At 56.6% G+C, this 21,162-nt stretch carries 27 protein-coding genes; 13 read left to right on the forward strand and 14 right to left on the reverse strand.

Annotated elements, in window-relative coordinates; genetic code table 11:
* Positions 1 to 3: 3 nt before the first annotated feature.
* Entirely contained in the window at positions 4 to 285 is a 282-nt protein-coding gene (locus NITLEN_RS11185; protein ID WP_121989801.1) for a hypothetical protein, read from the reverse strand.
* Between the two features lie 576 nt (positions 286 to 861).
* Between NITLEN_RS11185 and NITLEN_RS11190 the strand changes: the two genes are divergently transcribed.
* The 3 genes from NITLEN_RS11190 (at position 862) to NITLEN_RS11200 (ending at position 4,472) form a co-directional block, all read left to right on the forward strand.
* Positions 862 to 2,469, forward strand: coding sequence for a right-handed parallel beta-helix repeat-containing protein (locus NITLEN_RS11190; protein ID WP_181416808.1), 1,608 nt, complete (start codon positions 862 to 864; stop codon positions 2,467 to 2,469).
* Between the two features lie 369 nt (positions 2,470 to 2,838).
* A complete protein-coding gene (locus NITLEN_RS11195; RefSeq protein ID WP_121989693.1) occupies positions 2,839 to 3,588 on the forward strand; it encodes an iron-containing redox enzyme family protein in 750 nt (249 codons plus the stop codon).
* 11 nt (positions 3,589 to 3,599) lie between these two features.
* Positions 3,600 to 4,472 carry a formylglycine-generating enzyme family protein gene (locus NITLEN_RS11200; protein WP_181416809.1) on the forward strand — a complete coding sequence of 291 codons (873 nt, stop codon included), beginning with the start codon at positions 3,600 to 3,602 and terminating at the stop codon, positions 4,470 to 4,472.
* Between the two features lie 137 nt (positions 4,473 to 4,609).
* On the opposite strand, the gene NITLEN_RS11205 is transcribed toward NITLEN_RS11200, so the two are convergent.
* The 5 genes from NITLEN_RS11205 to NITLEN_RS18890 form a co-directional block, all read right to left on the reverse strand.
* Entirely contained in the window at positions 4,610 to 5,947 is a 1,338-nt protein-coding gene (locus NITLEN_RS11205; RefSeq protein WP_121989695.1) for a DUF1501 domain-containing protein, read from the reverse strand.
* Positions 5,948 to 5,973: 26 nt separating this feature from the next.
* A complete protein-coding gene (locus NITLEN_RS11210; protein WP_121989696.1) occupies positions 5,974 to 7,704 on the reverse strand; it encodes a DUF1800 family protein in 1,731 nt (576 codons plus the stop codon).
* A gap of 801 nt (positions 7,705 to 8,505) precedes the next feature.
* Positions 8,506 to 9,165 (reverse strand): hypothetical protein, encoded by a 660-nt coding sequence (locus tag NITLEN_RS11215; RefSeq protein WP_121989697.1) that lies wholly within the window; start codon positions 9,163 to 9,165, stop codon positions 8,506 to 8,508.
* Positions 9,166 to 9,176: 11 nt separating this feature from the next.
* Positions 9,177 to 9,497 (reverse strand): hypothetical protein, encoded by a 321-nt coding sequence (locus tag NITLEN_RS11220; RefSeq protein ID WP_121989698.1) that lies wholly within the window; start codon positions 9,495 to 9,497, stop codon positions 9,177 to 9,179.
* A gap of 9 nt (positions 9,498 to 9,506) precedes the next feature.
* Positions 9,507 to 9,737, reverse strand: coding sequence for an FmdB family zinc ribbon protein (locus tag NITLEN_RS18890; RefSeq protein WP_121989699.1), 231 nt, complete (start codon positions 9,735 to 9,737; stop codon positions 9,507 to 9,509).
* A 65-nt stretch (positions 9,738 to 9,802) separates the two neighbouring features.
* Here NITLEN_RS18890 and NITLEN_RS11230 point away from each other — a divergent pair, with 65 nt between their 5' ends.
* The 3 genes from NITLEN_RS11230 to NITLEN_RS11240 all read left to right on the forward strand — a co-directional run bounded on the left by NITLEN_RS11230 (position 9,803) and on the right by NITLEN_RS11240 (position 11,492).
* Positions 9,803 to 10,069, forward strand: a complete 267-nt coding sequence (locus NITLEN_RS11230) for a hypothetical protein (protein WP_121989700.1) — start codon at positions 9,803 to 9,805, stop codon at positions 10,067 to 10,069.
* Positions 10,070 to 10,071: 2 nt separating this feature from the next.
* Complete coding sequence (gene hemW / locus NITLEN_RS11235; RefSeq protein ID WP_121989701.1) at positions 10,072 to 11,202, forward strand: radical SAM family heme chaperone HemW; 1,131 nt, start codon at positions 10,072 to 10,074, stop codon at positions 11,200 to 11,202.
* Between the two features lie 83 nt (positions 11,203 to 11,285).
* Positions 11,286 to 11,492, forward strand: a complete 207-nt coding sequence (locus NITLEN_RS11240) for a hypothetical protein (protein ID WP_121989702.1) — start codon at positions 11,286 to 11,288, stop codon at positions 11,490 to 11,492.
* A gap of 10 nt (positions 11,493 to 11,502) precedes the next feature.
* Here NITLEN_RS11240 and cax read toward each other — a convergent pair whose 3' ends face one another.
* Positions 11,503 to 12,576: a calcium/proton exchanger gene (cax, locus tag NITLEN_RS11245; RefSeq protein ID WP_121989703.1), complete on the reverse strand. Its 1,074-nt coding sequence runs from the start codon at positions 12,574 to 12,576 to the stop codon at positions 11,503 to 11,505.
* A gap of 34 nt (positions 12,577 to 12,610) precedes the next feature.
* Between cax and NITLEN_RS11250 the strand changes: the two genes are divergently transcribed.
* Together NITLEN_RS11250 and NITLEN_RS11255 are read left to right on the forward strand one after the other, a co-directional pair.
* Positions 12,611 to 13,291, forward strand: a complete 681-nt coding sequence (locus tag NITLEN_RS11250; protein ID WP_121989704.1) for a hypothetical protein — start codon at positions 12,611 to 12,613, stop codon at positions 13,289 to 13,291.
* Positions 13,292 to 13,324: 33 nt separating this feature from the next.
* Positions 13,325 to 13,621 carry an ATP-dependent Clp protease adaptor ClpS gene (locus tag NITLEN_RS11255; RefSeq protein WP_121989705.1) on the forward strand — a complete coding sequence of 99 codons (297 nt, stop codon included), beginning with the start codon at positions 13,325 to 13,327 and terminating at the stop codon, positions 13,619 to 13,621.
* 31 nt (positions 13,622 to 13,652) lie between these two features.
* On the opposite strand, the gene NITLEN_RS11260 is transcribed toward NITLEN_RS11255, so the two are convergent.
* Positions 13,653 to 14,036 carry a hypothetical protein gene (locus NITLEN_RS11260; RefSeq protein WP_121989706.1) on the reverse strand — a complete coding sequence of 128 codons (384 nt, stop codon included), beginning with the start codon at positions 14,034 to 14,036 and terminating at the stop codon, positions 13,653 to 13,655.
* A 246-nt stretch (positions 14,037 to 14,282) separates the two neighbouring features.
* On the opposite strand from NITLEN_RS11260, the gene NITLEN_RS11265 reads away from it, so the two are divergent.
* The 3 genes from NITLEN_RS11265 to NITLEN_RS11275 all read left to right on the forward strand — a co-directional run bounded on the left by NITLEN_RS11265 (position 14,283) and on the right by NITLEN_RS11275 (position 15,930).
* Positions 14,283 to 14,957 (forward strand): DUF3386 family protein, encoded by a 675-nt coding sequence (locus NITLEN_RS11265; protein ID WP_121989707.1) that lies wholly within the window; start codon positions 14,283 to 14,285, stop codon positions 14,955 to 14,957.
* 62 nt (positions 14,958 to 15,019) lie between these two features.
* Positions 15,020 to 15,460 carry a DUF5069 domain-containing protein gene (locus NITLEN_RS11270; protein ID WP_121989708.1) on the forward strand — a complete coding sequence of 147 codons (441 nt, stop codon included), beginning with the start codon at positions 15,020 to 15,022 and terminating at the stop codon, positions 15,458 to 15,460.
* Positions 15,461 to 15,489: 29 nt separating this feature from the next.
* Positions 15,490 to 15,930 (forward strand): hypothetical protein, encoded by a 441-nt coding sequence (locus tag NITLEN_RS11275; protein WP_121989709.1) that lies wholly within the window; start codon positions 15,490 to 15,492, stop codon positions 15,928 to 15,930.
* Between the two features lie 226 nt (positions 15,931 to 16,156).
* Here NITLEN_RS11275 and NITLEN_RS11280 read toward each other — a convergent pair whose 3' ends face one another.
* The 6 genes from NITLEN_RS11280 to NITLEN_RS11300 form a co-directional block, all read right to left on the reverse strand.
* Positions 16,157 to 16,909, reverse strand: a complete 753-nt coding sequence (locus NITLEN_RS11280; protein WP_121989710.1) for a TPM domain-containing protein — start codon at positions 16,907 to 16,909, stop codon at positions 16,157 to 16,159.
* Positions 16,906 to 17,670 (reverse strand): hypothetical protein, encoded by a 765-nt coding sequence (locus NITLEN_RS11285; protein ID WP_121989711.1) that lies wholly within the window; start codon positions 17,668 to 17,670, stop codon positions 16,906 to 16,908. Before NITLEN_RS11285 ends, NITLEN_RS11280 begins: the two co-directional genes overlap by 4 nt.
* Positions 17,660 to 18,955, reverse strand: coding sequence for an FAD-dependent monooxygenase (locus tag NITLEN_RS11290; protein WP_121989712.1), 1,296 nt, complete (start codon positions 18,953 to 18,955; stop codon positions 17,660 to 17,662). The genes NITLEN_RS11285 and NITLEN_RS11290 overlap by 11 nt, the downstream gene beginning before the upstream one ends.
* Before the next feature lie 11 nt (positions 18,956 to 18,966).
* Positions 18,967 to 19,143: a phospholipase D-like domain-containing protein gene (locus NITLEN_RS18145; protein WP_181416811.1), complete on the reverse strand. Its 177-nt coding sequence runs from the start codon at positions 19,141 to 19,143 to the stop codon at positions 18,967 to 18,969.
* A complete protein-coding gene (locus NITLEN_RS11295) occupies positions 19,130 to 19,429 on the reverse strand; it encodes a phospholipase D-like domain-containing protein (protein ID WP_121989713.1) in 300 nt (99 codons plus the stop codon). Before NITLEN_RS11295 ends, NITLEN_RS18145 begins: the two co-directional genes overlap by 14 nt.
* Positions 19,430 to 19,503: 74 nt before the next feature.
* Positions 19,504 to 19,881, reverse strand: coding sequence for a hypothetical protein (locus tag NITLEN_RS11300; protein WP_121989714.1), 378 nt, complete (start codon positions 19,879 to 19,881; stop codon positions 19,504 to 19,506).
* Between the two features lie 148 nt (positions 19,882 to 20,029).
* Between NITLEN_RS11300 and thiS the strand changes: the two genes are divergently transcribed.
* Entirely contained in the window at positions 20,030 to 20,230 is a 201-nt protein-coding gene (gene thiS, locus NITLEN_RS11305; protein WP_121989715.1) for a sulfur carrier protein ThiS, read from the forward strand.
* A gap of 2 nt (positions 20,231 to 20,232) precedes the next feature.
* Positions 20,233 to 21,156 carry a cysteine synthase A gene (gene cysK / locus NITLEN_RS11310; RefSeq protein WP_121989716.1) on the forward strand — a complete coding sequence of 308 codons (924 nt, stop codon included), beginning with the start codon at positions 20,233 to 20,235 and terminating at the stop codon, positions 21,154 to 21,156.
* The last annotated feature ends 6 nt before the right edge of the window (positions 21,157 to 21,162 follow it).

Below are 21,162 nucleotides of genomic sequence, written 5' to 3' on the forward strand. Positions count from 1 at the left end.
CCGTTAGGGCGTTTCTCTGATTTGGACGCGCCGCTCTCGGCCACCGCCGGAAACTGTCAGCACTCGTTTCCACTCGCGAATCTGATAGATCGCCCAGGCATTCGGCTGGCCTTTGTAAAAAGCTGTGGCGTCTTCACCGGAGGCGTTGAGGAAGATCGGTTCTGTAAACCCTTCTTCAAGCACATAGTCCAGAAGACAGTCCGTTGAAAAGCCGGGCCCCTGCAAGGAGACCTCAGCCAAGAGGGTCAGGATCTCGTCGGGGTTTTGAATAGTGATTGGATTCATCGCTGTCCTCTCAAAGTCTGGAGATTCTAACGAGACAGCCTTCAAGAAGGCAAGGATTCGCGCCTTCCATTTCTTGATTATCACCTGGTATTCTTGATCTTCAATAGGGCAGCGAACTGGAAACTCTGGTGCGCGTGGATAAACTTTGTACTCTATTGCCAACCATCTTCACCAACACCGATCCGGGGATGGAGATGTTGCTCAGAACCTATTTCATGTGGCTCAGGCTGAACTTGTGACCCTGCACTTGACTGACACCTCCCTGCACATGCCGTGGAGTCGTGAATCCCTTTCTGTGACGGTGGCCCCTCCCCGAGCCTCCGTTAGGTCTATGATTGTTCGAGAATACAACCACCCACATTGTCGGCAGACCAAACTTCCGCACTACGCATGATCCGCTCTTGGCCCATACTATTGGCAACATGGATATATACGGTATCCATGTTGCCGTTGGCTCACGCCTCTATCTCATTCTATGTCTCGCCCACCGGCAACGACAGCAACCCAGGAACCGAAGCAGCCCCGTTTCAATCCATTGAACGCGCACAAACTGCCGTGCGTACCCGTACCAACACTATGACAAATGATATCACCGTCGTGCTGAGAGGCGGCCGATACCAGCTCGCTGACACCATGCGATTTGATCATCGCGACTCGGGAATGAACGGATTTCAAGTTATCTATCGATCCTTTTCAGGAGAGCATGCAGAACTCAGTGGCGGACACCGAATTACAGGCTGGACCACGGCAAAGAACGGACTCGCTCAAGCCAACGTCGGATCCAATCGATTTCGGCAACTCTACGTAAACGGCATCCGCGCCACGAGAGCCCGCACACCAAACGCGCCGGAGTTTTCTCGATTGCTTCGATGGGACGAAGCCACCCAACAAATTGTCACGCGTCCACACTCTATCGCTTCATGGTCCGACACCCCGTCGGTTGAGCTGATTATCATGAAGCAATGGACACAAAACAATCTGCGCGTGGAATCGTTCCTTGAACGGGATGAGGGTCTCTTTATCCAACCACGAGAACCTGACCGGACCAAGGCGTTCCTTGGGCACCTTTACCTCCGCCTTGAGGCACAAAGTTATTATTTTGAAAATGCACTCGAACTACTTGATGTCCCCGGCGAATGGTATCTGCGCGTCCCCACAGAAGAGGTCTTCTATCTCCCACGTGGGACAGAAGATCTCTCCCAAGCAACCGTCATGGCCCCACATATCGAACAGCTCCTCGACGTGCGTGGGGCCGCTGGGAATCCGGTCCATCATCTCGCTTTCATAGGGCTCACGTTCGAGTACGCCGGCTGGACCGAGCCGAGCGAGGAAGGCTTTGCCGTGAGCCAAGGCGATGTGATTGATCATGGGACCACGCCATCATCGGGACGGGTCACAGCCGCGGTCAATTTTACACATGCTCATCATATTCAATTTGAGCGGAATACCCTTCAGCATCTTGGCGGAACGGGTTTAGTCCTTCATACCGGTGTGACCGATGTTCAGGTGGTCGGCAACCGGTTTCGGGATCTGTCAGGAAGCGGAATCGTCATCGATAGTCTCCTGGAAAAACGCACGATCGATCCTCGATTTGTCTGCCAGAACATTCTCATCGCCAACAATCTCATTACAGACATCGGCCTCGATTACCGTTCCAGCATCGGAATCTTTGCAGGGTTCGTCTCGAATACCAGCATCGAACACAATGACATTCATGACACGCCCTATACTGGCATCAGCGTTGGATGGGGATGGACGGATGCGGATACCTTGCTCGGGGCAAACCGGATCGTCGGGAATCGCATCTATCGGGTCATGACCACCATGGCGGATGGCGCCGGAATCTATACCTTGTCAAAACAGTCAGGAACCATCATCCAAGATAATTACATATACGATCTCCTTCGCTCACCTTGGGCGGGGAATGCTCCAATCTCAGCAATTTACCTCGACGAGGGAAGCTCCGGAATTACTATGGCAAACAATGCACTCGAACGTGTGCCACTGGGGATCTTTCTCCATCGTGCCTCAGGAAATACAATCGTCAATACCGTTGGAACCTATGAGGAACGTTGGGGAGCAAAGAACAATAGCTTTCAGCTCGATCCAGAACATTCGCTCGACACCGTCAGATCGCAGGCCGGCCTTGAGCCTACATTCAAAGATCTCCACTCGATTGAGTAAACCGGCTCGATCGCTGATGAATCATCACATCGCACATATCTGACTACCTTCCTGGCACAGAGGCCCGAGAATGAATCACGCAAGCATTTGCACTTTCCGGCTCTCCTCTTTACACTCCAACGTGAGTGAGGGCGTTTCTGTCTTTTCCACGATAGAACTTCGGCAGCCAGACACCGCCAGCAACCGTTCCACTCACGGACTAGATAGACGCCCCCCAAGCATGCGATCAGCCGGTGCACAAGACCGCCTGTCGCCAGTTGTGGCTTTGGTGAAATGGGTCCCGCAGGGTTTTGAGTAGCAATTGGATTCACGCCGTCCTCGCAGAATTTGACGATTCTCGCGAAACGGCCTTCAAGAAGGCAAGGTACGATGGCATCACGACTGACACAAGCCCGCTTTCTCGACGCATTACTCAAGGTCATGGACGGCAAACACCATTGGGCTTGGGATCACTTCGCCACCGGACGATTGACCAAAGATCAGCTCAAGGTTCACTTTCAGCAGGAATATTTCGTGTACGTCCGCGATTTCCCCGTCTTCCTCGCCCGAATACATGGACACAACCCACCGCCGTCTGTCCGGCGCATGCTGGCGGAAAACATCTATGAAGAAGATACCGGAGGACTCTCACTCGGCAAATCCCATCCGGAACTCTTCCTCACGATGATGGAAGGGTTAGGGTTCGCCGCGAAAGACTTCGAACAGATCCGCCCCTTGCCCGCCAGCCGCGCGTATCGCGCTTGGCTGGATCGAGTTTCCAAACAACCGACCTGGGTCCTGGGTGCCGCAGCCCTCACCGTTTTTGTAGAAGGCAGCGTCAAAGACCGGAAGGAACTGCGTGAGCCCTCCAAACCGAAGACGGCGGAGGAGATCGAGACGACCATCAAGAACCATCCCCTCGTCCGGTATCACGGCAACTCCCCGGATTGCATGGATCTCATTCGGGCCCATCAGCTCGTTGAGTCCGGTCATCGGCACGATGCCTACGACATGGTCACTCAAAACGCTCCCTCCGCGACAGCGCAACAGGCCGTCCTCAGCGCCGTGAAACGGAGCTTGCGACTCTGGCTGACCTATCGCGATGCAGTCGCCAAGGCTTGCGGTCTCAAAAAACCGTAATGCAGGCATGGATGAGAGGAGTGCTCCTCCTACTCCTGACTGTCAGCGCGATCCGTCCCGCCTTTGGTGCCGAACCTTCCGCTGATATGGTGCTAATCCCCGCCGGGGAATATCGCATGGGCACCGCGGAAGGCAGTGACGGTCTGGCCGATGAACATCCCGAACGATTGATCTATCTCCACGCGTTCTTCCTCGACCGGTTTGAAGTGACCAATCAGGGCTATGCCGCATTTGTCCAATCGACCGGTCACCGCCCACCCGCAAACAAGAATCCGGCTTCGACGATCTGGGACGGTACGATCTATCCATCAGCCATCGCCAACCACCCAGTAGTGAATGTGAGCTGGGAAGACGCCGCGGCCTATTGCCAGTGGTCCGGCAAACGCCTGCCTACTGAAGCCGAATGGGAAAAGGCCGCGCGAGGAACCGACGGACGCCGCTATCCCTGGGGAAACGACTGGAGTTGGAAGAACGCGAACAGCGCCAGCTATTGGGCTGGACACACCATTGAGTTTCAAAGCGGAACCGATTGGGAAGCCTTTTGGATTAAGGGAGACGGGGCGCGCATAGCCAAAAAGCAGGGTATCAATGGCGAAGTCTTGACCCTGCCCATAGGAAGCTTCCCTGATGGAGCCAGCCCGTACGGGATTCAAGACCTCGCCGGCAACGCCGCCGAATGGGTGCAGGATTGGTATGATCCGAACTATTACCGGTCAGCGCCACTCAGCAATCCAGGTGGACCTGAGCGAGGCGCCATTAAGTCCATGCGAGGCGGGTCCTGGCTAAAACCGGCGATCAGCTTGCGAACCAGCGATCGAGACTGGGGGATTATGGACAGCCGCCCGAGCGGGACCGGGTTTCGATGCGCCAAAGACAGCTTCTGACGACGGCTGAGCCATCCAGGCTAAGCCACTGTTGACATCACCTTCATGCCTGCGAGAGGGAGCTGAAATACTGACTCCGTTGGGCTGTAGATTCCGGCTCCATCCGTTCAAGCGTTACCCCGATCTTTCTCCCTCCACTAGATAAACAGCCCGGCAGGCGCATGGACATGGCCAGGCAAGACCGCACCGAGCTCTGACGTGCTGACACCAAAATGTTTGACCAGCACATCAGCAAAAATATCCCTGAACTCGACCGTGGGTCTGATGTACCGCCCTTCATCGAGATTGGCCTCCGTTAAGGAGCTGGGCCAGCCGGCAGCGCCTTTGTACACCCCACCCTTCACCGATCCGCCGACCAGGAACCACGCCGAAGCCTTGCCGTGGTCCGTTCCCCCGCTCGCATTTTGCCTGACCGTGCGACCGAATTCGGTACAGGTCATCACGACCACATGATTCATCAGCGGCCCCAGATCATCGACAAAGGCCCGGATGCCTCCGGAAAAATCCGCGAGCCGCCCGGCTTGACGATTGGCTGCCGCACCACCCGCCCCTTGATCGTCATGCGTATCCCACCCGCCGATATCCACGGTGGCCACCTCGAGCCCAAGGCCCGAACGAATGATATGGGCCAGATCCCGCATTTCACGCCCGAACGTGCTGTTGGGGTATGTCGCCCCGTTTTGCGGTGCAGCAGCGCCAATTCCCTCGATTGCCGCGACCCGGCTCATGAGTTCCGGCCCCAGTGCATGCACTGCCGATCGAGCCGGATTCGCGGTACTCGATGCCGGATCTTGGGCATACATGGCGCGTAGATTCGCGTCCAGCGCGGCCTTGGACGCCCCAAGGCGGGCGAAGCTGAACGAGGATACATCGGTTAGTGATGGAACCAGCACCGTCCCGCGTAGAGACTTGGCGACATCGTCGCCAATCGCGGCAGCCCGAATGGTGGACGTACCGGCAGCCGGGACCGCAGCCAGATATCGATTCAACCATCCGTCCCGTTGCTCTGGGAAACCATGTTCGATCGTGTCCTGGTCCGTAAAATGCGATTGCGTACTGCCGGCGAACCCCGCCGCCGGCAGGACCGCTAAACGATTGCTGGTATAGAGCCCATGCAAGGGAAGAATAGACGGATGCATGGCAAAGCCGGTCCCTGTCAGATCGAGGCCCGATCCATCACCGGACCCTGGCGGCAAAATACCGATGCCCCCATTGGTTGACCGAGGACGCATGGCATAGTACTGCGGATCAGAATAGGGCACGATGGTATTCAGACCGTCGTTGCCGCCGCGTTGAAAAACGACTACCAATGTTTTGCCTGCATTGCTCGCTGCATGCGCCCGGCTCTGAAAGAACAGCTCCAAAGGAAACATGTTGGCGGCCAACGCGGTGGCGGCCAGCCCCAAGGCCCGTTTTAATACAGTGCGCCGTGACACCTGTTGGAACGCCGACGAGCAGCAATGACAGTGGTCCATGATCGTCCCTCTCCATGATCGCCCCGCTATTGATAGAGATACCGCGGATTCGTGAGCATGCTCGCCAATGTCCGATCGAGCGCCGCTTCTGTGCTGGAACTGTCCAGATTGAATGCCCCCCCGCCGCTCCGCAACGTCGTCAGATAGATTTGATACTCGGTGGCCGTAGCCACTCGGTCATTCGTGAGATTCAGGAGAAATCCTAAGACCTCTGCCTCCGTCCTCAAACCAAGGCCCTTTAACCACAGACGAGTAAGCCCTCCGCTCGTATCCGATCCGAATCGGATGGTCGAGCCAAACCCGGGGATAGTGGCTTCGTAGGCCATTGCCGTTTCATGGAACAACACATAGGTATTCAGCCAATGCTCGGACTTTTCTTTATAGCCGGTCGGTGGAGGCATTTCGAATAATCCCTGCCCGGTCGCCGTCAGTCGCCGTCGGATAGGCTCGTGCGATGACCAGACCCCGAGATTACGATAGAGTCCGACGACGTACTCCAAGGGCGTCTTCACCAGACTTCGATAGTTGGCCACATTATTGAAGTCCGGTGACGTAACAATAGCGATTAACACTTTGCGTATATCGCCGCCTGAATCGCTGAATACCGACGCCACTTCAGTGATCAACGCAGAAGATGGTGTTTCACTGACGAAGTACTCACAGAGCTTTTTCGCCAGATGCCTGGCGGTTGAGGGATGGCTGGCCGCAATTTGCAACACCCGCTCTCCTTCGGTTGGTCCACTCCCGTCAAACGCCACCGACTGCCCCAGCACTGTTTTGGTTCCCAGGCTGTGTCGACTGGACACGAATCGAAATCCAGGCGCCGAGCCTTCCGGCACCGTCCAACCGGTAAATGCCTTGGCGGCCTCATTGATATCCGCTTGAGTATATCCAGCCGGATGCCCCTGCTCATCCACTCCAAGGGTATGGAGCTCCAAGACTTCGCGCGCATAGTTCTCATTCGGATTCTCTTTCTTATTCACATCGGTATTCAGGTACACCATCATGGCCGGGCTCTTCCCGCTCGCGATCAACAAATCCACAAACCGCCCATAGGCTCGAGTCCGAAAGGCCTCATTCTCATAGACTTCGTATTGGCCACGGAAATGCGACCGGTAGTCGGTGTTGAAATGGTTGTCCCAGAAATAGACCATCTTCTCGAGCAACTGACGCCGGCTATACAGCTTCCTGATGAGATCATGGTCCTGTATTTGCTGAAGCTCCGGTTTCAATACTGTCGGCTCAGGATCATCTTTCTTCCAGGCACGCTGAGCGGCTGCCAAACGGAAATCCGTGTCGGTATCCACAATGGGATTCGCCACAGGCAATGGCGTGGTTGAATGGAGATTCGTCGGCCAGGGCTGGGCCGGATCGAGACCCAGCTGTTCCTTCATATAGCCGGTCGCCCATTCTCTGGATTGAGCGGCCGTCATATGAGACACCGCATTGAGTTGATTAGGAGTGCCTCCAAAGGTGAGTCGGCTCAATACGTGATAGCCGAACCAGTTTGCCGGCGCTGTCGGAAGCCCCGAGGCAGGAGGATCCGAGGGGGGGGGCGGGCATTGCAATTGTTTCAGGAGGAAGCGGGGTCGAGATTGCGCGTGTGAGTCCTGGAATCCCGGAGGACAACCGCTGAAGGCCCCTGTTGGACGGTGTCGACGGTCCTCCAACCACGGAGCTGCCTGAGGCACCGGGGGCAGCCGCTGCGATCGCAGGGCTGGCACTCGGTGCGGCAGCAGCCATAGCCGTAGTCCCACTCATTGTCGTAGACATACCGGCCCCGGCCATCGCCGGGACTCCGGACGCAATCAAACTCGTTGCTTTCATCCCACTCGCACTCTCCTCAATCTTTACTGGTGCCCGCCCCGGTGGCTCTATCGCCGACACGCGCTGAGATTCAGCAGCTGGCTTTTTCGTAATTACTTTGGCTTTCTTCTTTTTTGAAGATTTCTGGCCAGGTTCAGAGATTGAGGAAATCGTCGCCGCCTCCTTCACTTCCGGCAAAGCCATATCAACCGGCCGAACCGGTTTGAGAAGGGAGTGTCGTGGACCTGAAGAAGAATCTGAAACCGGATGCACCTCCCCCTCATGCGCATAGATAGGAATGTTCCCTCCACCTATCGACCAGAGTGAGAGGGCGACGACAATGGAGACTCGACCGGATTTCACCCACATTGATTCGGCAATGTTTGACAACATAGTGTGTTGCTCGTCTTTGAGTAACCCCATAACGGACCTCCTCTATGAAACCGAGGTCTCTTCCTGTGGGGCGTTGGGTGAGCAAGACCAATACCCTACGGCTTGTTCTTCGATGCCGCCTGGCATTCCTATACGAATCGCGGCGTTATCCCTCGCACAGACCAGACTGAGGGGGATTCCCTACCGCTGATGTACGAGAGAGGCCTTCCGACCACGTCCACAATGTGACGCACCCTGGCTGGCGCCCCATACAGAGAACGCATGACCCTATGCCGGATCAGCTACGTATTTATGGCTATGATCGATGAGCAGATGACGTCAGCGAGGCCAGAGAAACACGAGCGGAGGAATGTTGAGAGTTAAGGTGACAGTACGTAGTGCATCTCCTCAACCTGGACAACAGGCATGATGAGGCCGCCCCCCTCCTGGTCATGGGAGAAGTCATAGACGATCGACTCCTCGGGAATGAGTCGACCGACGATGATGACGGCAAATTCTACAGTCTTTCCAGCAGCAAGCTCCCGCTGCCATCGATCCAACGACTCTGCCGGAGGGATCGCTCTGAGCCCTCCGGGCAAATCATCCAGTTTGAAACGAACCTGGCCCCAGCCTGTCGCGGTAAACACCGGTCCCACCGCCACCGAAAAACCCTGCACCTCCGGATCGAATCGAGATAATTCTCCCGTCCACCGAAATGCAATCCGTTTAGCCAGCGCGGAGTTTCCGACGCGACTCGCATCACGTTCACGATTAAGGGCGAACAGCCGATCATCATGCCCGGGGTCATGATGACCATACCCATAAACTACTGGCCAATCAGGAGGCCGGCCGTCTAAGACCGTTAGAAACTTTTCGATGGAAGGCGCATCATCCAGCAACTGGATGTCTTTCAAAATAGCGGCAGCAAACTGAGGCAGGCTCAAGAATTGGAGAGGCCCAACCCCTACCCCTTCTTCCGCTCCTCTTGCAGGAGCGGACAACAGTACGATCAAGATGACGAACACGGCGCGTATGGCCATCGCCACCCCTACTACTCAGCAGGAGCTTGAGCCAAGGCTTGAGAAAACGTCTTTTCGAGTCCGCGCACGGAAGGCTGATCAACATGTAGGACACCAGCCTCAAGCAAGACGGCCACCCGAGGGGAAGGATCGATTCGCCGAAGCGCCGCTTGAGTCAACCCCTCCGTCCTGATCACCTTCTCGTAGGTCCCCAGCCAGGCCTCAATGACGGCACGCAATCCCGCATCTGCGGGCTTCATCTTGCCCAGCTTTACTTGCTGAAGGAGCTTGATGATCGGATCAGATTGCGCAATGGTGTTCATCGCACGTTGAAGCAGTTCCTCGGATTGCATTGGGACCGCCTAGTTGGTCGAGCAGGAACCAGGTCCCCGCGGATCGCCGCAGCTGCCACAAGACCCGCCGGATCCGGATCCTGGTGAAGCCCATCCTCCCGTCGCGCCGACTCCGAAGGAAGAGATCTGCTTTTCCAGCCTTGTCGCCTGGCACTTCGGACAAGCGGCTTCATCTGATCTATGGATCAAGAGCTCAAACCGGTGTTTACATTCGCTACAGACATATTCGAAGATAGGCATGCATCACACTCCTTGTTGGGGCACATTATAAAATCACCCTGCTCAGATCGCAATGCGAGGTCCCTATGTACCGTGAAGAACAATCCTTCACTCTCCGATTCAGCCTGGAAGCCAGTTTTCCGGACAACTACGACGGAGACGAGGATCAGCGAGCCTGGACCGGTGAGTGGGAAGCCCGTATCAAGCCGGACATTCTCAAAATGGTCTTTGAGTCCTTACGCCGTCACCCAAACTGGGCGGCGCACATTCGCAATCGGGGGAAATCCGCCCTCGACGAAATCGAAATCGTCGTTGAGAGGGATTTCGGAAAGCCACAACCCTTCAAAATCTAATTATGCCGCCTCAAAGAGATATTGGGCTCTATATTCACGTCCCGCTCTGCCGGCAACGCTGTCACTTCTGCGCCTTCTACTTAGAGATCGCCACACCAGCTCGTATTGCAGCCTTCCTTTCAGCACTTGAACGTGAACTGACCCTCTATCACCGGCAGGACGTACTTGCTGGACGCGCACTACAGAGCATCTACTTCGGAGGGGGAACACCCACGACCATTCCCTCATCGCAACTGGCCTCGCTCCTCACCCGTATCAGAAAGATCTACGCCCTCGCACTCGACGTCGAAACCACTGTCGAAGCTCATCCCTCAACGGTCACGCGACAGGATTTAAGTCGCCTTGCCGAAGCCGGCTTCAATCGGATCAGCCTGGGGGCTGAATCGATGGCTCCCCAAGACTTCATTCCAATCGGCCGCCCGGGGACAATATCTGAAACCGAGCAAGCTGTCGAAAATGCCCGCGCGGCAGGATTTTCAAACATCAACCTGGACCTCATGTACGGACTGCCAGGCCAAAACCTCGCATCATGGACGGCCACCCTGCACTCACTCCTCGCCCTCGATCCGACACATATCTCTTGCTATGCCCTGACAATCGAAGACCACACCAAGCTGGCACAGGATATCGCCAAGGGACTGGTCCCTGCACCTGACGAAGGGCTGCAAATTGAGATGGAAGAGGCTGCAGAAACGGTCTTGGCACAGGCCGGATTTACTCGCTACGAGATATCAAACTACGCCAAGTCGGGCTACGCCTGTCGCCACAATCTGCTCTATTGGACTGACGGCGACTACCTGGGCCTCGGCCCCAGCGCACAGTCCTACGTCGCCGGAAGCCGATTCGGCAATATTGCCGATCTCGACGCCTACACCGGTCAACTGCAGACCGATCACCTTCCGGTTGCGGAGCGCCGCATACTGACCCACGAAGAACAACAACGCGATGCCCTGATTTTCGGACTTCGATTACTGAAGGGGGTCCCGCACACCCTCGCTCGTGATGATGCCGGACAGCGCGATATTCTCACGCACCTCACTGAGCGAGGTCTGATCGTCAACGAACACGACCGCATCACACTCACCCCCATGGGCCGCCGTTTTGCCGACAGCGTGGCATCAGAGCTGTTCTGAGCCTGACGCGTTCATCTCCGCCATGCCATTGACAACCGACGCTTCCGAAAGAGACACTATTATCCTTTCACGCGAGGTGACTCATGCCTGTCAATATGGATCCAGCCAAGAAGCGCAAGCCCGGCCAAGCGGAACCGACCCCAGCCTCGCAAGCGGTCCCCGAACCCACAGAGACCGCACCGCTCGCGTTTGGAACCGAAACCCATGCTGATCGCGAGAAAGACCTGGCCGATGCCGAATGGAAGAATTTGTGGGATGCGACTGAAGTGATCGATATGGATAAGGTGTAAGCGGCGCTGCTCAAGCCGGAAGAAAATAGAAGGCGATCGCCAGCATCGCGTACACCCCGACCAGCATGGCGCCCTCCATCCAGTTTGATTCTCCGTCGATCGCGACGAAACCCACGACAAACACCGAGATCGTCACCGCCGCCACTTCAAACGGCGTAAAGATCAAGTCCAGAGGGGTTCCAAAGAGATAGCTCGCAAAGACCAATACCGGTGCGACTAGAAGCGCAATCTGCAGGCTCGACCCCACGGCAATGCCATAGGCCAAATCCATTTTATTCTTCATGGCCATGAGAACCGCCGTCGAATGTTCCGCCGCATTACCGACCAATGCCACGAGGATCACGCCGACGAAGACCTGCGTCAAACCCAGTTTGTGCGCGGTCGGTTCGATCGCCCCGACCAACAATTCGCTCATGACCGCAATCAACGTCGTCACGACCGTCAGCACGGCCACGGACATACGGAAACCCCAGGGCTGTTCCCCGAGATCTTCTGCATCATGCGACTCTCCTGCATATAAATGGCGATGCGTCCTCAGTGAAAACAGCAGGCTCAGGCCATACATGACGAAGAGCACAATCGCGATCTCCAGACTCATCTCCCGTTCGATCGCGACGCCCCTGTCAGCAGCGGTAAAATGGAAGAGCGCGGGGATAATCAAGCCGACCGCCGCCAATAACAAGAGACTGGAACCCATGCCCGCCGCCGTTTGGTTGAACTTCTGCCGTTCATACTTCAACCCGCCGGCCACCATGGATGCCCCCAGCACAAGCAGGATGTTGCCGAGGATAGAACCGGTCAGTGACGCTTTCACCACATCATGGAGCCCCTCACGGAGCGCTGCGAGTGCTATGATCAGCTCCGCGGCGTTCCCCAGTGAGGCATTCAACAAACTGCCGACCCCGGCACCGACATGCGATGTGAGATGTTCGGTCGCGCGACCCAACATGCCGGCGAGTGGAATGATGGCACAGGCAGAAGCAGCAAAGATCAAGAGCGGATCGGCCTTCGCAACCTCAAAGGCGATTGCAAGCGGAATGAACACGAGCAGCACGTCGAGCCAGGATGTAAAGATTCGTTTCATGACTGAAACCTAGCATGAGTCCTGGTGATTGTCGATGAAACCCACACCAACCACAGATACATTGTTCTATCCATTTCATCTCTGCCATGAGGAGACATTGCATCGCCTCTTGGCGCGATTCCACCGTATCCACTTTCGCGACTATATGGCACTCCAGCTCAGCCCCTTTTCAGGAACCACCGCCTATGCCGATCGCATGGGGGGCATATTTCCAGAACTGGTAACCACCGGCAGACTGATTCAAGGTCACCACGTCAGCGGCCCCTTAAACGATGTCAGCCAGATCTCCATCGACCGTGACTTGACCGATAGTCGCTGGCGAGCGCTCTTCCATACCGCGCTCCGTGAAGACCGGAGATTTCAGCGGGGACTCTTCGATCCCGCACATGCCATGACGATTGGTCGCGATACCTTGCCTGGCCCCGCGGCACTGCTCCGACTCATGGGCGAGAATTTTCTCCATCTACCGTTCACCGTCAAGGCCGTACAACAGCTGAGCCGCGAACGGCTGAGCGGAGATGCCGCCTTTCGTTTCGAGTATGGTCTGGCATTGGTCAAAACCGCCGCGGCTCAGTACCATACGATTCAACTGGCTCACACCCTACAGGTAACAGCCGCCACAGATTCGCCCGCACATTTTCAGCTATTCGGCCACACACTCACGCGCGAGAACGAACGGCTTCCCAACCATCTGGTAATCAGAGCTGGGTATTAACCTCCTCTCAAGACTCTGCTACACTTTTCGGCTATGGCGAAACCATCCTTTCCGCAGACCATCCCCGACGTGACGGAAGAGACCGGAACAGGAACCGATGATGGTCTTGAAGCCCGGGTGATCGTCTATAACTGTGACTGCCACACGTACCAACAGGTGATTGCCCTCCTGTGCAAGTACGTGCCAGGCATGACTTCGTCACGCGCCTTTGAGCTCGCATATCAGATTGATCATGAGGGAGAGGCGATGGTCTTTGAAGGAGAGACAGGGCAAGCCGAACAGATCGCCTCAGGGCTGGCAAGCGGAGGCCTGCGCGTCGTCGTCCAATAAGTCGCGCACCCACGCAGGCCCTTGAAATGAACTACTTGGCTTTCCGTTTCGCTGGTTGCTTCGCGCCTTTGGGGGCAACGGGAATCACCGCTTTGACAGATTTCGCCGCGTTCGCCGGCGTTGCGGGTTTGGCGGCTTTTAACGGCTTCGCCGATACGCGGGGTTTTGTGGGAGGTTGCTTGCCCGCTTTGGCTGACTGGCGACTGGATCGCGACGATCCCGACTTCACCGGAATCGGCATGGCGGCATACACTTTATTGATCTTCGTCAGCTGGTCCGGATTCATGACCCGCACTTGATACAACTCAAACAGTTTGCCGATAGCTTTCTGATCGCCTCGCTTTGCCGCATTGAGCAACTTGCGGCGTTGGTTCATTTCTTCTTCTTCAGTGTGGGAGGCAGCGCGTCGTTCCATTCTACTCCATCCTCTTCTCGCAACTCTTCAAACAGACACCAGGCCTGCCGAACAGGTACAAAGTCGCGGAACTATATCAGAAATCACACACATGTTGAAACAGGTTGTATATCCGATAAAATTCAGGCCCCAAAGGCACGTCAGACGCACTGAGGGGCCATCAACAAAGGAATACCTTCTTCCCCATTGAGCCCCGTCAAACCAGGTAGGTATAATCGTCCCACTACATTCACCGGAGATTTGATCATGTCCATGCATACCGCCCCGCAATCCACCGTCGCAGACGATCCAAAAGCCCGTGAGGTCATGCGGCAGGCATTCGAAAAGACCGCCCGTTGGCCGAAAGATTTTAACGGCTTCACCGCCGATCTCACCGTCAATATTAACGGGAAGGTGACCACCGGTCCCGTCATGGTAAAGGGCCCCCGTGAGGTATCAGTGCAACTCGGAGACGCCGAGGTACAGAAATGGGCCCAGGAACAGCTTGGGATGATCGCCGTCCACCGCGGCCCTCGGAGCTTTGAGGAATCAGACGGCAAGTATTCCCTGACCATGGAAGAAGACGGCCACCCGTTCGGCACCAAGCTCGACATCCACGGGTCGAACTCCTTCTATCGGATCAAGGACAACCGCATCACCCAGATTAACCGCAAAATGGCCCATCCTGGCATGACCCCGTTTGCCTTCTCGATCAATGTCGAAGAAAGCTCCATCACGCAGGACCAGAAGAATCTGACCACCAAATACACCGTCTATTACTATTCCCCGACCGACGGCAAGTTGAACAACGTCGAGAGCTTCACCGACACGCATGTCCGCGTGGGAGCGGCCGATCTGCCCGCCACCCGCCGCATCATTGCATTTGAGAACGGCCAGGTCATCGTGAAGAACCTGACCTTCGCTAATCACAAGCTGCTCTAGATCCATTCTCCCGCCCGCTCCCCGCTTGGGGAACGGGCGGACAATGGACGGTAAATACCTCAATGGACCTCAGAACCTCATTCCCACGAAGCATGCGGATCAAGCTGGAGGGCTACGTTCATCTCGCGCGCATGCTCGACAAGTGCCGCGCCGTTCTCGCCGGCACCGAAGGCGAATATATCTATCCCTGCCCGATGGACGAACGGCTGTTGGAGTTCGCCGGGATCACCAGCGAGCAATTCACCGCGGCCGTAAACACGAATCCGGCAGATGCAGGAGTCGCCGCCTGGTTTCGGCAGACGGCGACACCGCATCCGACAGCTGAATTGGAGAAATGGAATGAGAAGCTGTTGGCGCGCGGCCCGAGCTCTCCGGAGAGTCTGAAGAAGTTCAAGAAATACCGCGACGCCGTCGATCCGTCGAGGACCGATCTGACCGCTTGGTCCGATCTGCAGGATCTGGAGGAAGGACGAGGCGTACCGCAACGACAGGTGGTCGCGTAACCGACGGCTGAGCCAAAGGACACCGCAACATGAAAATGACCACAGCAACCTATGCGTGCCTATTGATCGGATTGACCAGTGCCGGCTGCGAAACCGAGCAGCTCATGCTCCAAAAGAGCGCCTTGACCACTGAACTACGCCAGGAAACCACTACCGGTATGGCGCTACCAGCCGGTTGCCCGACGCTTATGAAATCTCTTCCCGCCACGCAAACCAGCCTGACGGTTTCCTACCTCGAACCAACAAAAAATCAGAATGGCGCCTTGCTCACCGACCTCGCTTACACCACGATTTATCTGAACGCCACAGGCGCTCCAACAAGGGCCATTCGCGTCTGGACCAATGACCCTCACGGCGGAGCCCAGGTCACCATCAGCGATATTCCCGTGACCGCATCAGAGATAGGCCTGTGCGTCACCGCAACGAATTGGGCAGGAAAAGAATCGTTGTCGGCTTCGACCAAACCGTAGCGTTTCTTCACCAACGGTCAGTTGCGTAGCATCGTTCAAGAACCTCGAATGGCGAGGTGTATTTAGGAGAGGCTCTATTGGAAAGCAGCCCGCTGTGTTACTTGCCCTTCTCGCGTTTCGCTGCCTTTTTCTCTGCCATGGTCTTCGACGGTTTCTTTTTGGTCTCTTTCTTCTTGTCCTGACCTTTGCCCATGACGCTGCTCCTTTGTGGTGAGAGTACCGCTGCCTACTTGTAGCCTTCCCCGCTCGTTCCCCCGCCGAACCCGCCCCAGTTGCCGCCGAAACCACCCTGCCCTGTGCCCCAATACTCGCCACGTTGAATGCGCCGATAGGGATGTCGCAGGTCCGGGCGGCTGATCCACCAGAAAAAGGACATCGCCCCCAGGCTGGTGAAGAGGGTGATCCAGAACCCGACACCTTTGAAATGGTGCTTAGGCAACGTCCCAACCCGCACCTCTTGAGCCGGCGTCGCGAGCGCGACCACGGTCCGGTACAAGCCTTCACCGAAGTGCCCCAACTGAATCGCGGGAAGCAACGTGCCGCCGCCGACGTCGGTCATGATCGTCGGTGTGATAATGGGGAGCATCTGGCGCCCCAACGTCATCGCCGCCTGCCGCTCTTCCACGGAGACCAGCACCATCACTCCATGTTCCTGCTGCGCCGAGCCGATCCCCCATTTCCCATAGAGGGCCGCCGCATATTCGTTGGCTGAGAGAAACGGCTTGATCGACGGCACCGTGACCACGACCATCTCCACTCCGGTCTTTCGTTCGAGGTCCTGACAGACAGAACGAATCCGTTCTTTCCACTCCGCATCCAGTACGCCGGCGTGATCGCTGACGTACCCCATCGGTCCGGGCAAGGGCGCGCGTTCCTTCGGACGATCATAGAGAGCCGCTTCCGCCGCTCCGATCACAACAAGCAGCAGCACGCTCAATATCGCCATCGAAAAAACGAGTGTTTTCAGCCGGCCGATCACGCTGGCTCCTGCGTCAATCGAGTTTCTACGGATTGCACCAGCCGTTCAAAACTATCGAGATACCGCTCCATGAGCCGCGGCACTTCCTTTTGCCCCGGCGAGATCTGCCCGCGCTTGAGCAACCACGCGTCGTGCAGTCCCGACAGATCGACGGAGAATAGGGTTTCGACATCCTTTAAGAGCGGCTCACCTTGCGACAACACCGGCCGCCCCAACAATCGCTGCACCCCGCGCAAACAAGGCAACGTCGCCGTCAATGACAGCGGCAAGAGAATCGTAATGGCTTCTTCAACGCCCCCGCCTTCGATAAAGCGCTGGCGCACACGCAACAGATTCCCCCGCAAGCTTTGCAGCACTTCAGCACGGAGATAGCGCTGGTCGACCTTGAACCCGACGAACGGATCCTGTCCGGCGAGAAGCCGATGCTGCTCCTGTATTTCCAGATACTCGAGAGGAAATACCAGCGCCATCGCGGGCAAATCAGCCTGCGTGACAAACAGCGGCACGACAATCTGCTCCTTCGCCCAACGGCGATGCAGCGGGCTATATTTTTTCAGCTGGTCCGCCTTGGTCGATTTCACAACCAGGACTATATTCAGATTCGAGCGCCCCGGTAGAAACTCCCCACGCACTGCGCTGCCATACAGCAGCACGCCATCGAGCGAGTCGCCATACACCCGCTGCACATCCTTCACATAGGCGCGCAAGTGCTGCTGATACTCATCCGGCAATCCGTCGATCACCCATTCGCTACCTGCCATCGTGTAACCTCGCCATTCCTGCTGCCGTATTCCGGGCAAACGGATCCGGAAGAAATCCTGCTGCCATGACTCGATCGACCATTGAAAACGGCGCCGATTGCCGCAGACCCGCGGTGGTGGACAAGACGCGATACCGCAGCCGTGCATTCCGATCCAGCGTGCGGAAGACCCGGTTACGCAGGAACCCGATGACGGGATTCGCCGTGTTCCAAAACAGGACCTGTTCATCCGCCAATCGTTGCAACATCGTCACCTGAGGCCGCCGGGCATCCTCGTACACTTTCAATCTCGCCGCCGAGAAATTCCGCTCAGCCAGACACTTCGGCAATAGGTCCGCGAGCGTCATCGCGTCGACCATCGCTTGCATGCGGCCTTGCGACGCGTGCGGGTTCATCGCATGGGCCGCATCGCCGATCAACACTGCACCGTCCGCCACCCAGGTCGGTGTCCGTACGCGCCCGGTCGGCATGAACGCCGTCTGGCTCCAATCCTTCAATTGCAGGAACAGCGGCTTGAGCGTGGAATCGATGGCCGTCCAGGCCTCCTGCAAAGCCGGAAGGCCCTGCGCCTTAGTCTGATCATAGGTACCCGTTGGAATCATATAGAAGCAATAGACCTTGCCGCCCGCCGCGGGAAAGAGTCCGAGAATCGTTTTTTTGCCGACATAATACTTGGCCTCGGTGATCGGCAGCGGAGAATCCAAGATCGCGATCAGATACCCCTGCGGATAGAGATGCACCTCCGCCGGAATCTGCAGAGCCTGCCGAACCTTGGAAAACGCGCCATCGGCCCCGACGACCACCTTCGCACGAACGGTCACCTCTTCACCGCCGCGCGTGGCGGTCAGACCGCTCACCTGCGTCCCCTCATGCACCAAACTCACAAAGCTGGCTCCATACCAGAGTGAGACCGAAGATTCCGCCTGAATGGCATCAAGAATCGCATGGTGCACCACGTTCGGCAACGTCACGACGGCATGATTGTATGGCGCGGGCAATTCTCCATAGTCGATCGTGCACAACCGTTCGCCACCCACTCGGCAGAAATGAAACTTGCGGATCGGCCTAGTCGAGTCCGTCGGCAACTTGTTGAGCAATCCCAGCCGATCTAAGACCTGTTGGCCATTCGGCTGAAGAATTTCTCCACGTAGCCCCTGCGGCGGACCTAAGGCCTGCTCCAGAACGATCGTCTTGATCCCCTGCTGCGCCAGCGCGAGCGCCAAGACGGCCCCTCCGCCTCCCGCCCCGACCACCGCAATGTCTGTGTCGACGATAGTCCCTGCCACGTGTATCCCGCTTATGGTTTCCAGAGATGGTAGCGCTGCTGATCGTTCCACATCGTCAAAAACTTCTCTCTCGCCTGAGCCGTAATCGCGTGATCTCGTATCACATCCAGCCGCTCGTCGTTGTAACGATTCCCGCTGCCGGTATGGTTCATCGATCCGGAAGCGTTGATCTCATCATCGATCACCACCTGCGTGTTGATTGACCAGAATGGGAATGCCGGCCAGGTGCAAGGTCTCGACGGCGGTCCGTTGCTTTTGATCGTCGAGCCTCTGCCGATCTGTAATCACACGCACGTCAAGGCCGCGCTTCTTCGCCTCAACCAGGCCTTTCACGGCCAACGGCGAGGTCAGCCCATACACGGCCACGTAAATATAGCGTGAGGCTTGCTCGTAGATCTTCGACAGTTTTGTCAGCGGCTCGTCTTCTGGAGCATAGAACACCTCGATACTGGTGGCATCGGCTGAACCGATCACGCCTCCAGACAGGCAGATAACGCAGAGGACAACCCGAAGGAGATAGTGGCAGAAGGCTGGCAAGCACCGCCTCGTCATTCGACTTCGAACAAATCTCGAAAGTGATCGTCGGACGCGTCCCACGCTTGAGTGGAATGGGTACCGAGCCACCCCCGCAGGAAGGCTTTCTGACCGGGCGTGAGCTGTTGTTTGATCTGATGCGATCGCCCTTGAAGAGGCTGAAGAAACCCCACTCGCTTCTGAAAATCCAACGTGGCGGTGCGGACGTAGACGCCGGTATACATCGACGGCTTATCGTCCTCGCCCTCCCCTTGAATCCAAACGGACAAAAACTTCTCTAACTGTAATCCGGCGCTATCCATCGCCGGGTCGGTTTCATGAAACAGCTCTTGCTCGGACTCCTTGAGCGGGGTTGCCTCAAGAGCCCGAAACATAAAATTTTGTTTCCACATCGACGACTCCTCCGAGAGGGTCGCATAGTGTATGGGGAGCCAAATGAAAGTCAAGCAACGTGCCAGGCCCGCGTTGCCTTGACAAGGGCGGAGACTCTTTGTTAACGTCCTGAAATTCCTTAATCTCTAGGCCAACTTGGGAGAATCCATGCAGGTCAAGGTCAATGGGAAATCCGAGGACATCCAGAGCGGCAGCGTCCTCGATTTGCTCACACTCAAGAAGATCGATCCGCAGATGGTTGCGGTCGAGGTCAATGACAAAATGATCGAACGGGAACATCTCGCCACCACCACCCTCAAAGAGGGCGATCTGGTCGAATTCCTCTTTTACATGGGAGGAGGCCGGTGACGATGATGATGCATAAAGAAATTACCGAATTGATCGGCAAGACTCCGCTTGTCCGCTTGAACCGGCTGTCCAAGCCTGGTTCAGCGACGATCTACGGCAAGGTGGAGTTTTTCAATCCGGGCGGCAGCGTCAAGGATCGCATCTGCCTGAATATGATCAATGAGGCAGAGCGACAGGGTAAGCTGAAGCCGGGCGGCACTATTGTGGAACCGACCAGCGGCAATACCGGCATCGGCCTGGCGCTGGTCTCAGCCGTGCGCGGCTATAAGCTCATCCTCGTCATGCCGGAAAGCATGAGCATGGAACGGGCGAGCCTGCTGTCCTCCTACGGCGCACAGCTGGTCCTGACTCCCGCGTGGGAAGGGATGAAAGGGTCGATTAAGGAAGCCGAAAGCATCCTCGCTCAGAATCCGAGCTATTTTATGCCGGATCAGTTTTCGAATCCGGCAAATCCGGCAATGCACCGGATGACGACGGCTCCTGAAATTTTGGATGCGCTGGATGGAAAGATCGACGCGTTCGTCGCGGCAGTCGGTACGGGCGGGACGATTACAGGCTGCGGAGAGCTGTTCAAGGAAAAGAACCCGAACGTGCTGGTGGTCGCCGTAGAACCGGCCGGCTCACCCGTGCTATCAGGCGGCGATCCTGGCCCCCACAAGATCCAAGGCATCGGAGCCGGGTTCATTCCCAAAGTCCTGAACCGGAAGATCCTCGACCGCGTGATTACCGTGACCGACGATGAGGCCTATCAAACGGCCAAGCAACTGTCGAAGAAAGAAGGCCTATTGGTCGGCATTTCTGCCGGAGCAAACGTGTTTGCCGCACAGAAAGTCGCCGAAGAGCTTGGCCCTGGCAAGAATGTCGTCACCATTTTGTGCGACACCGGCGAGCGCTATATCAGCATCGAGAAGTATTTCAACATCTGATGGTTG

The organism is Nitrospira lenta (assembly GCF_900403705.1).
In the GTDB taxonomy this organism is placed as follows: domain Bacteria; phylum Nitrospirota; class Nitrospiria; order Nitrospirales; family Nitrospiraceae; genus Nitrospira_D; species Nitrospira_D lenta.

Bases quoted from the DNA above. Each gene is read 5' to 3' on its own strand.
- NITLEN_RS11185 (WP_121989801.1), bottom strand. From the start codon at position 285: ATGAATCCAATCACTATTCAAAACCCCGACGAGATCCTGACCCTCTTG.
- NITLEN_RS11190 (WP_181416808.1), top strand. From the start codon at position 862: ATGACAAATGATATCACCGTCGTGCTGAGAGGCGGCCGATACCAGCTC.
- NITLEN_RS11195 (WP_121989693.1), top strand. From the start codon at position 2,839: ATGGCATCACGACTGACACAAGCCCGCTTTCTCGACGCATTACTCAAG.
- NITLEN_RS11200 (WP_181416809.1), top strand. From the start codon at position 3,600: ATGAGAGGAGTGCTCCTCCTACTCCTGACTGTCAGCGCGATCCGTCCC.
- NITLEN_RS11205 (WP_121989695.1), bottom strand. From the start codon at position 5,947: ATGGACCACTGTCATTGCTGCTCGTCGGCGTTCCAACAGGTGTCACGG.
- NITLEN_RS11215 (WP_121989697.1), bottom strand. From the start codon at position 9,165: ATGGCCATACGCGCCGTGTTCGTCATCTTGATCGTACTGTTGTCCGCT.
- NITLEN_RS11220 (WP_121989698.1), bottom strand. From the start codon at position 9,497: ATGCAATCCGAGGAACTGCTTCAACGTGCGATGAACACCATTGCGCAA.
- NITLEN_RS18890 (WP_121989699.1), bottom strand. From the start codon at position 9,737: ATGCCTATCTTCGAATATGTCTGTAGCGAATGTAAACACCGGTTTGAG.
- NITLEN_RS11230 (WP_121989700.1), top strand. From the start codon at position 9,803: ATGTACCGTGAAGAACAATCCTTCACTCTCCGATTCAGCCTGGAAGCC.
- hemW (WP_121989701.1), top strand. From the start codon at position 10,072: ATGCCGCCTCAAAGAGATATTGGGCTCTATATTCACGTCCCGCTCTGC.
- NITLEN_RS11240 (WP_121989702.1), top strand. From the start codon at position 11,286: ATGCCTGTCAATATGGATCCAGCCAAGAAGCGCAAGCCCGGCCAAGCG.
- cax (WP_121989703.1), bottom strand. From the start codon at position 12,576: ATGAAACGAATCTTTACATCCTGGCTCGACGTGCTGCTCGTGTTCATT.
- NITLEN_RS11250 (WP_121989704.1), top strand. From the start codon at position 12,611: ATGAAACCCACACCAACCACAGATACATTGTTCTATCCATTTCATCTC.
- NITLEN_RS11255 (WP_121989705.1), top strand. From the start codon at position 13,325: ATGGCGAAACCATCCTTTCCGCAGACCATCCCCGACGTGACGGAAGAG.
- NITLEN_RS11260 (WP_121989706.1), bottom strand. From the start codon at position 14,036: ATGGAACGACGCGCTGCCTCCCACACTGAAGAAGAAGAAATGAACCAA.
- NITLEN_RS11265 (WP_121989707.1), top strand. From the start codon at position 14,283: ATGTCCATGCATACCGCCCCGCAATCCACCGTCGCAGACGATCCAAAA.
- NITLEN_RS11270 (WP_121989708.1), top strand. From the start codon at position 15,020: ATGGACCTCAGAACCTCATTCCCACGAAGCATGCGGATCAAGCTGGAG.
- NITLEN_RS11275 (WP_121989709.1), top strand. From the start codon at position 15,490: ATGAAAATGACCACAGCAACCTATGCGTGCCTATTGATCGGATTGACC.
- NITLEN_RS11285 (WP_121989711.1), bottom strand. From the start codon at position 17,670: ATGGCAGGTAGCGAATGGGTGATCGACGGATTGCCGGATGAGTATCAG.
- NITLEN_RS11300 (WP_121989714.1), bottom strand. From the start codon at position 19,881: ATGTGGAAACAAAATTTTATGTTTCGGGCTCTTGAGGCAACCCCGCTC.
- thiS (WP_121989715.1), top strand. From the start codon at position 20,030: ATGCAGGTCAAGGTCAATGGGAAATCCGAGGACATCCAGAGCGGCAGC.
- cysK (WP_121989716.1), top strand. From the start codon at position 20,233: ATGATGATGCATAAAGAAATTACCGAATTGATCGGCAAGACTCCGCTT.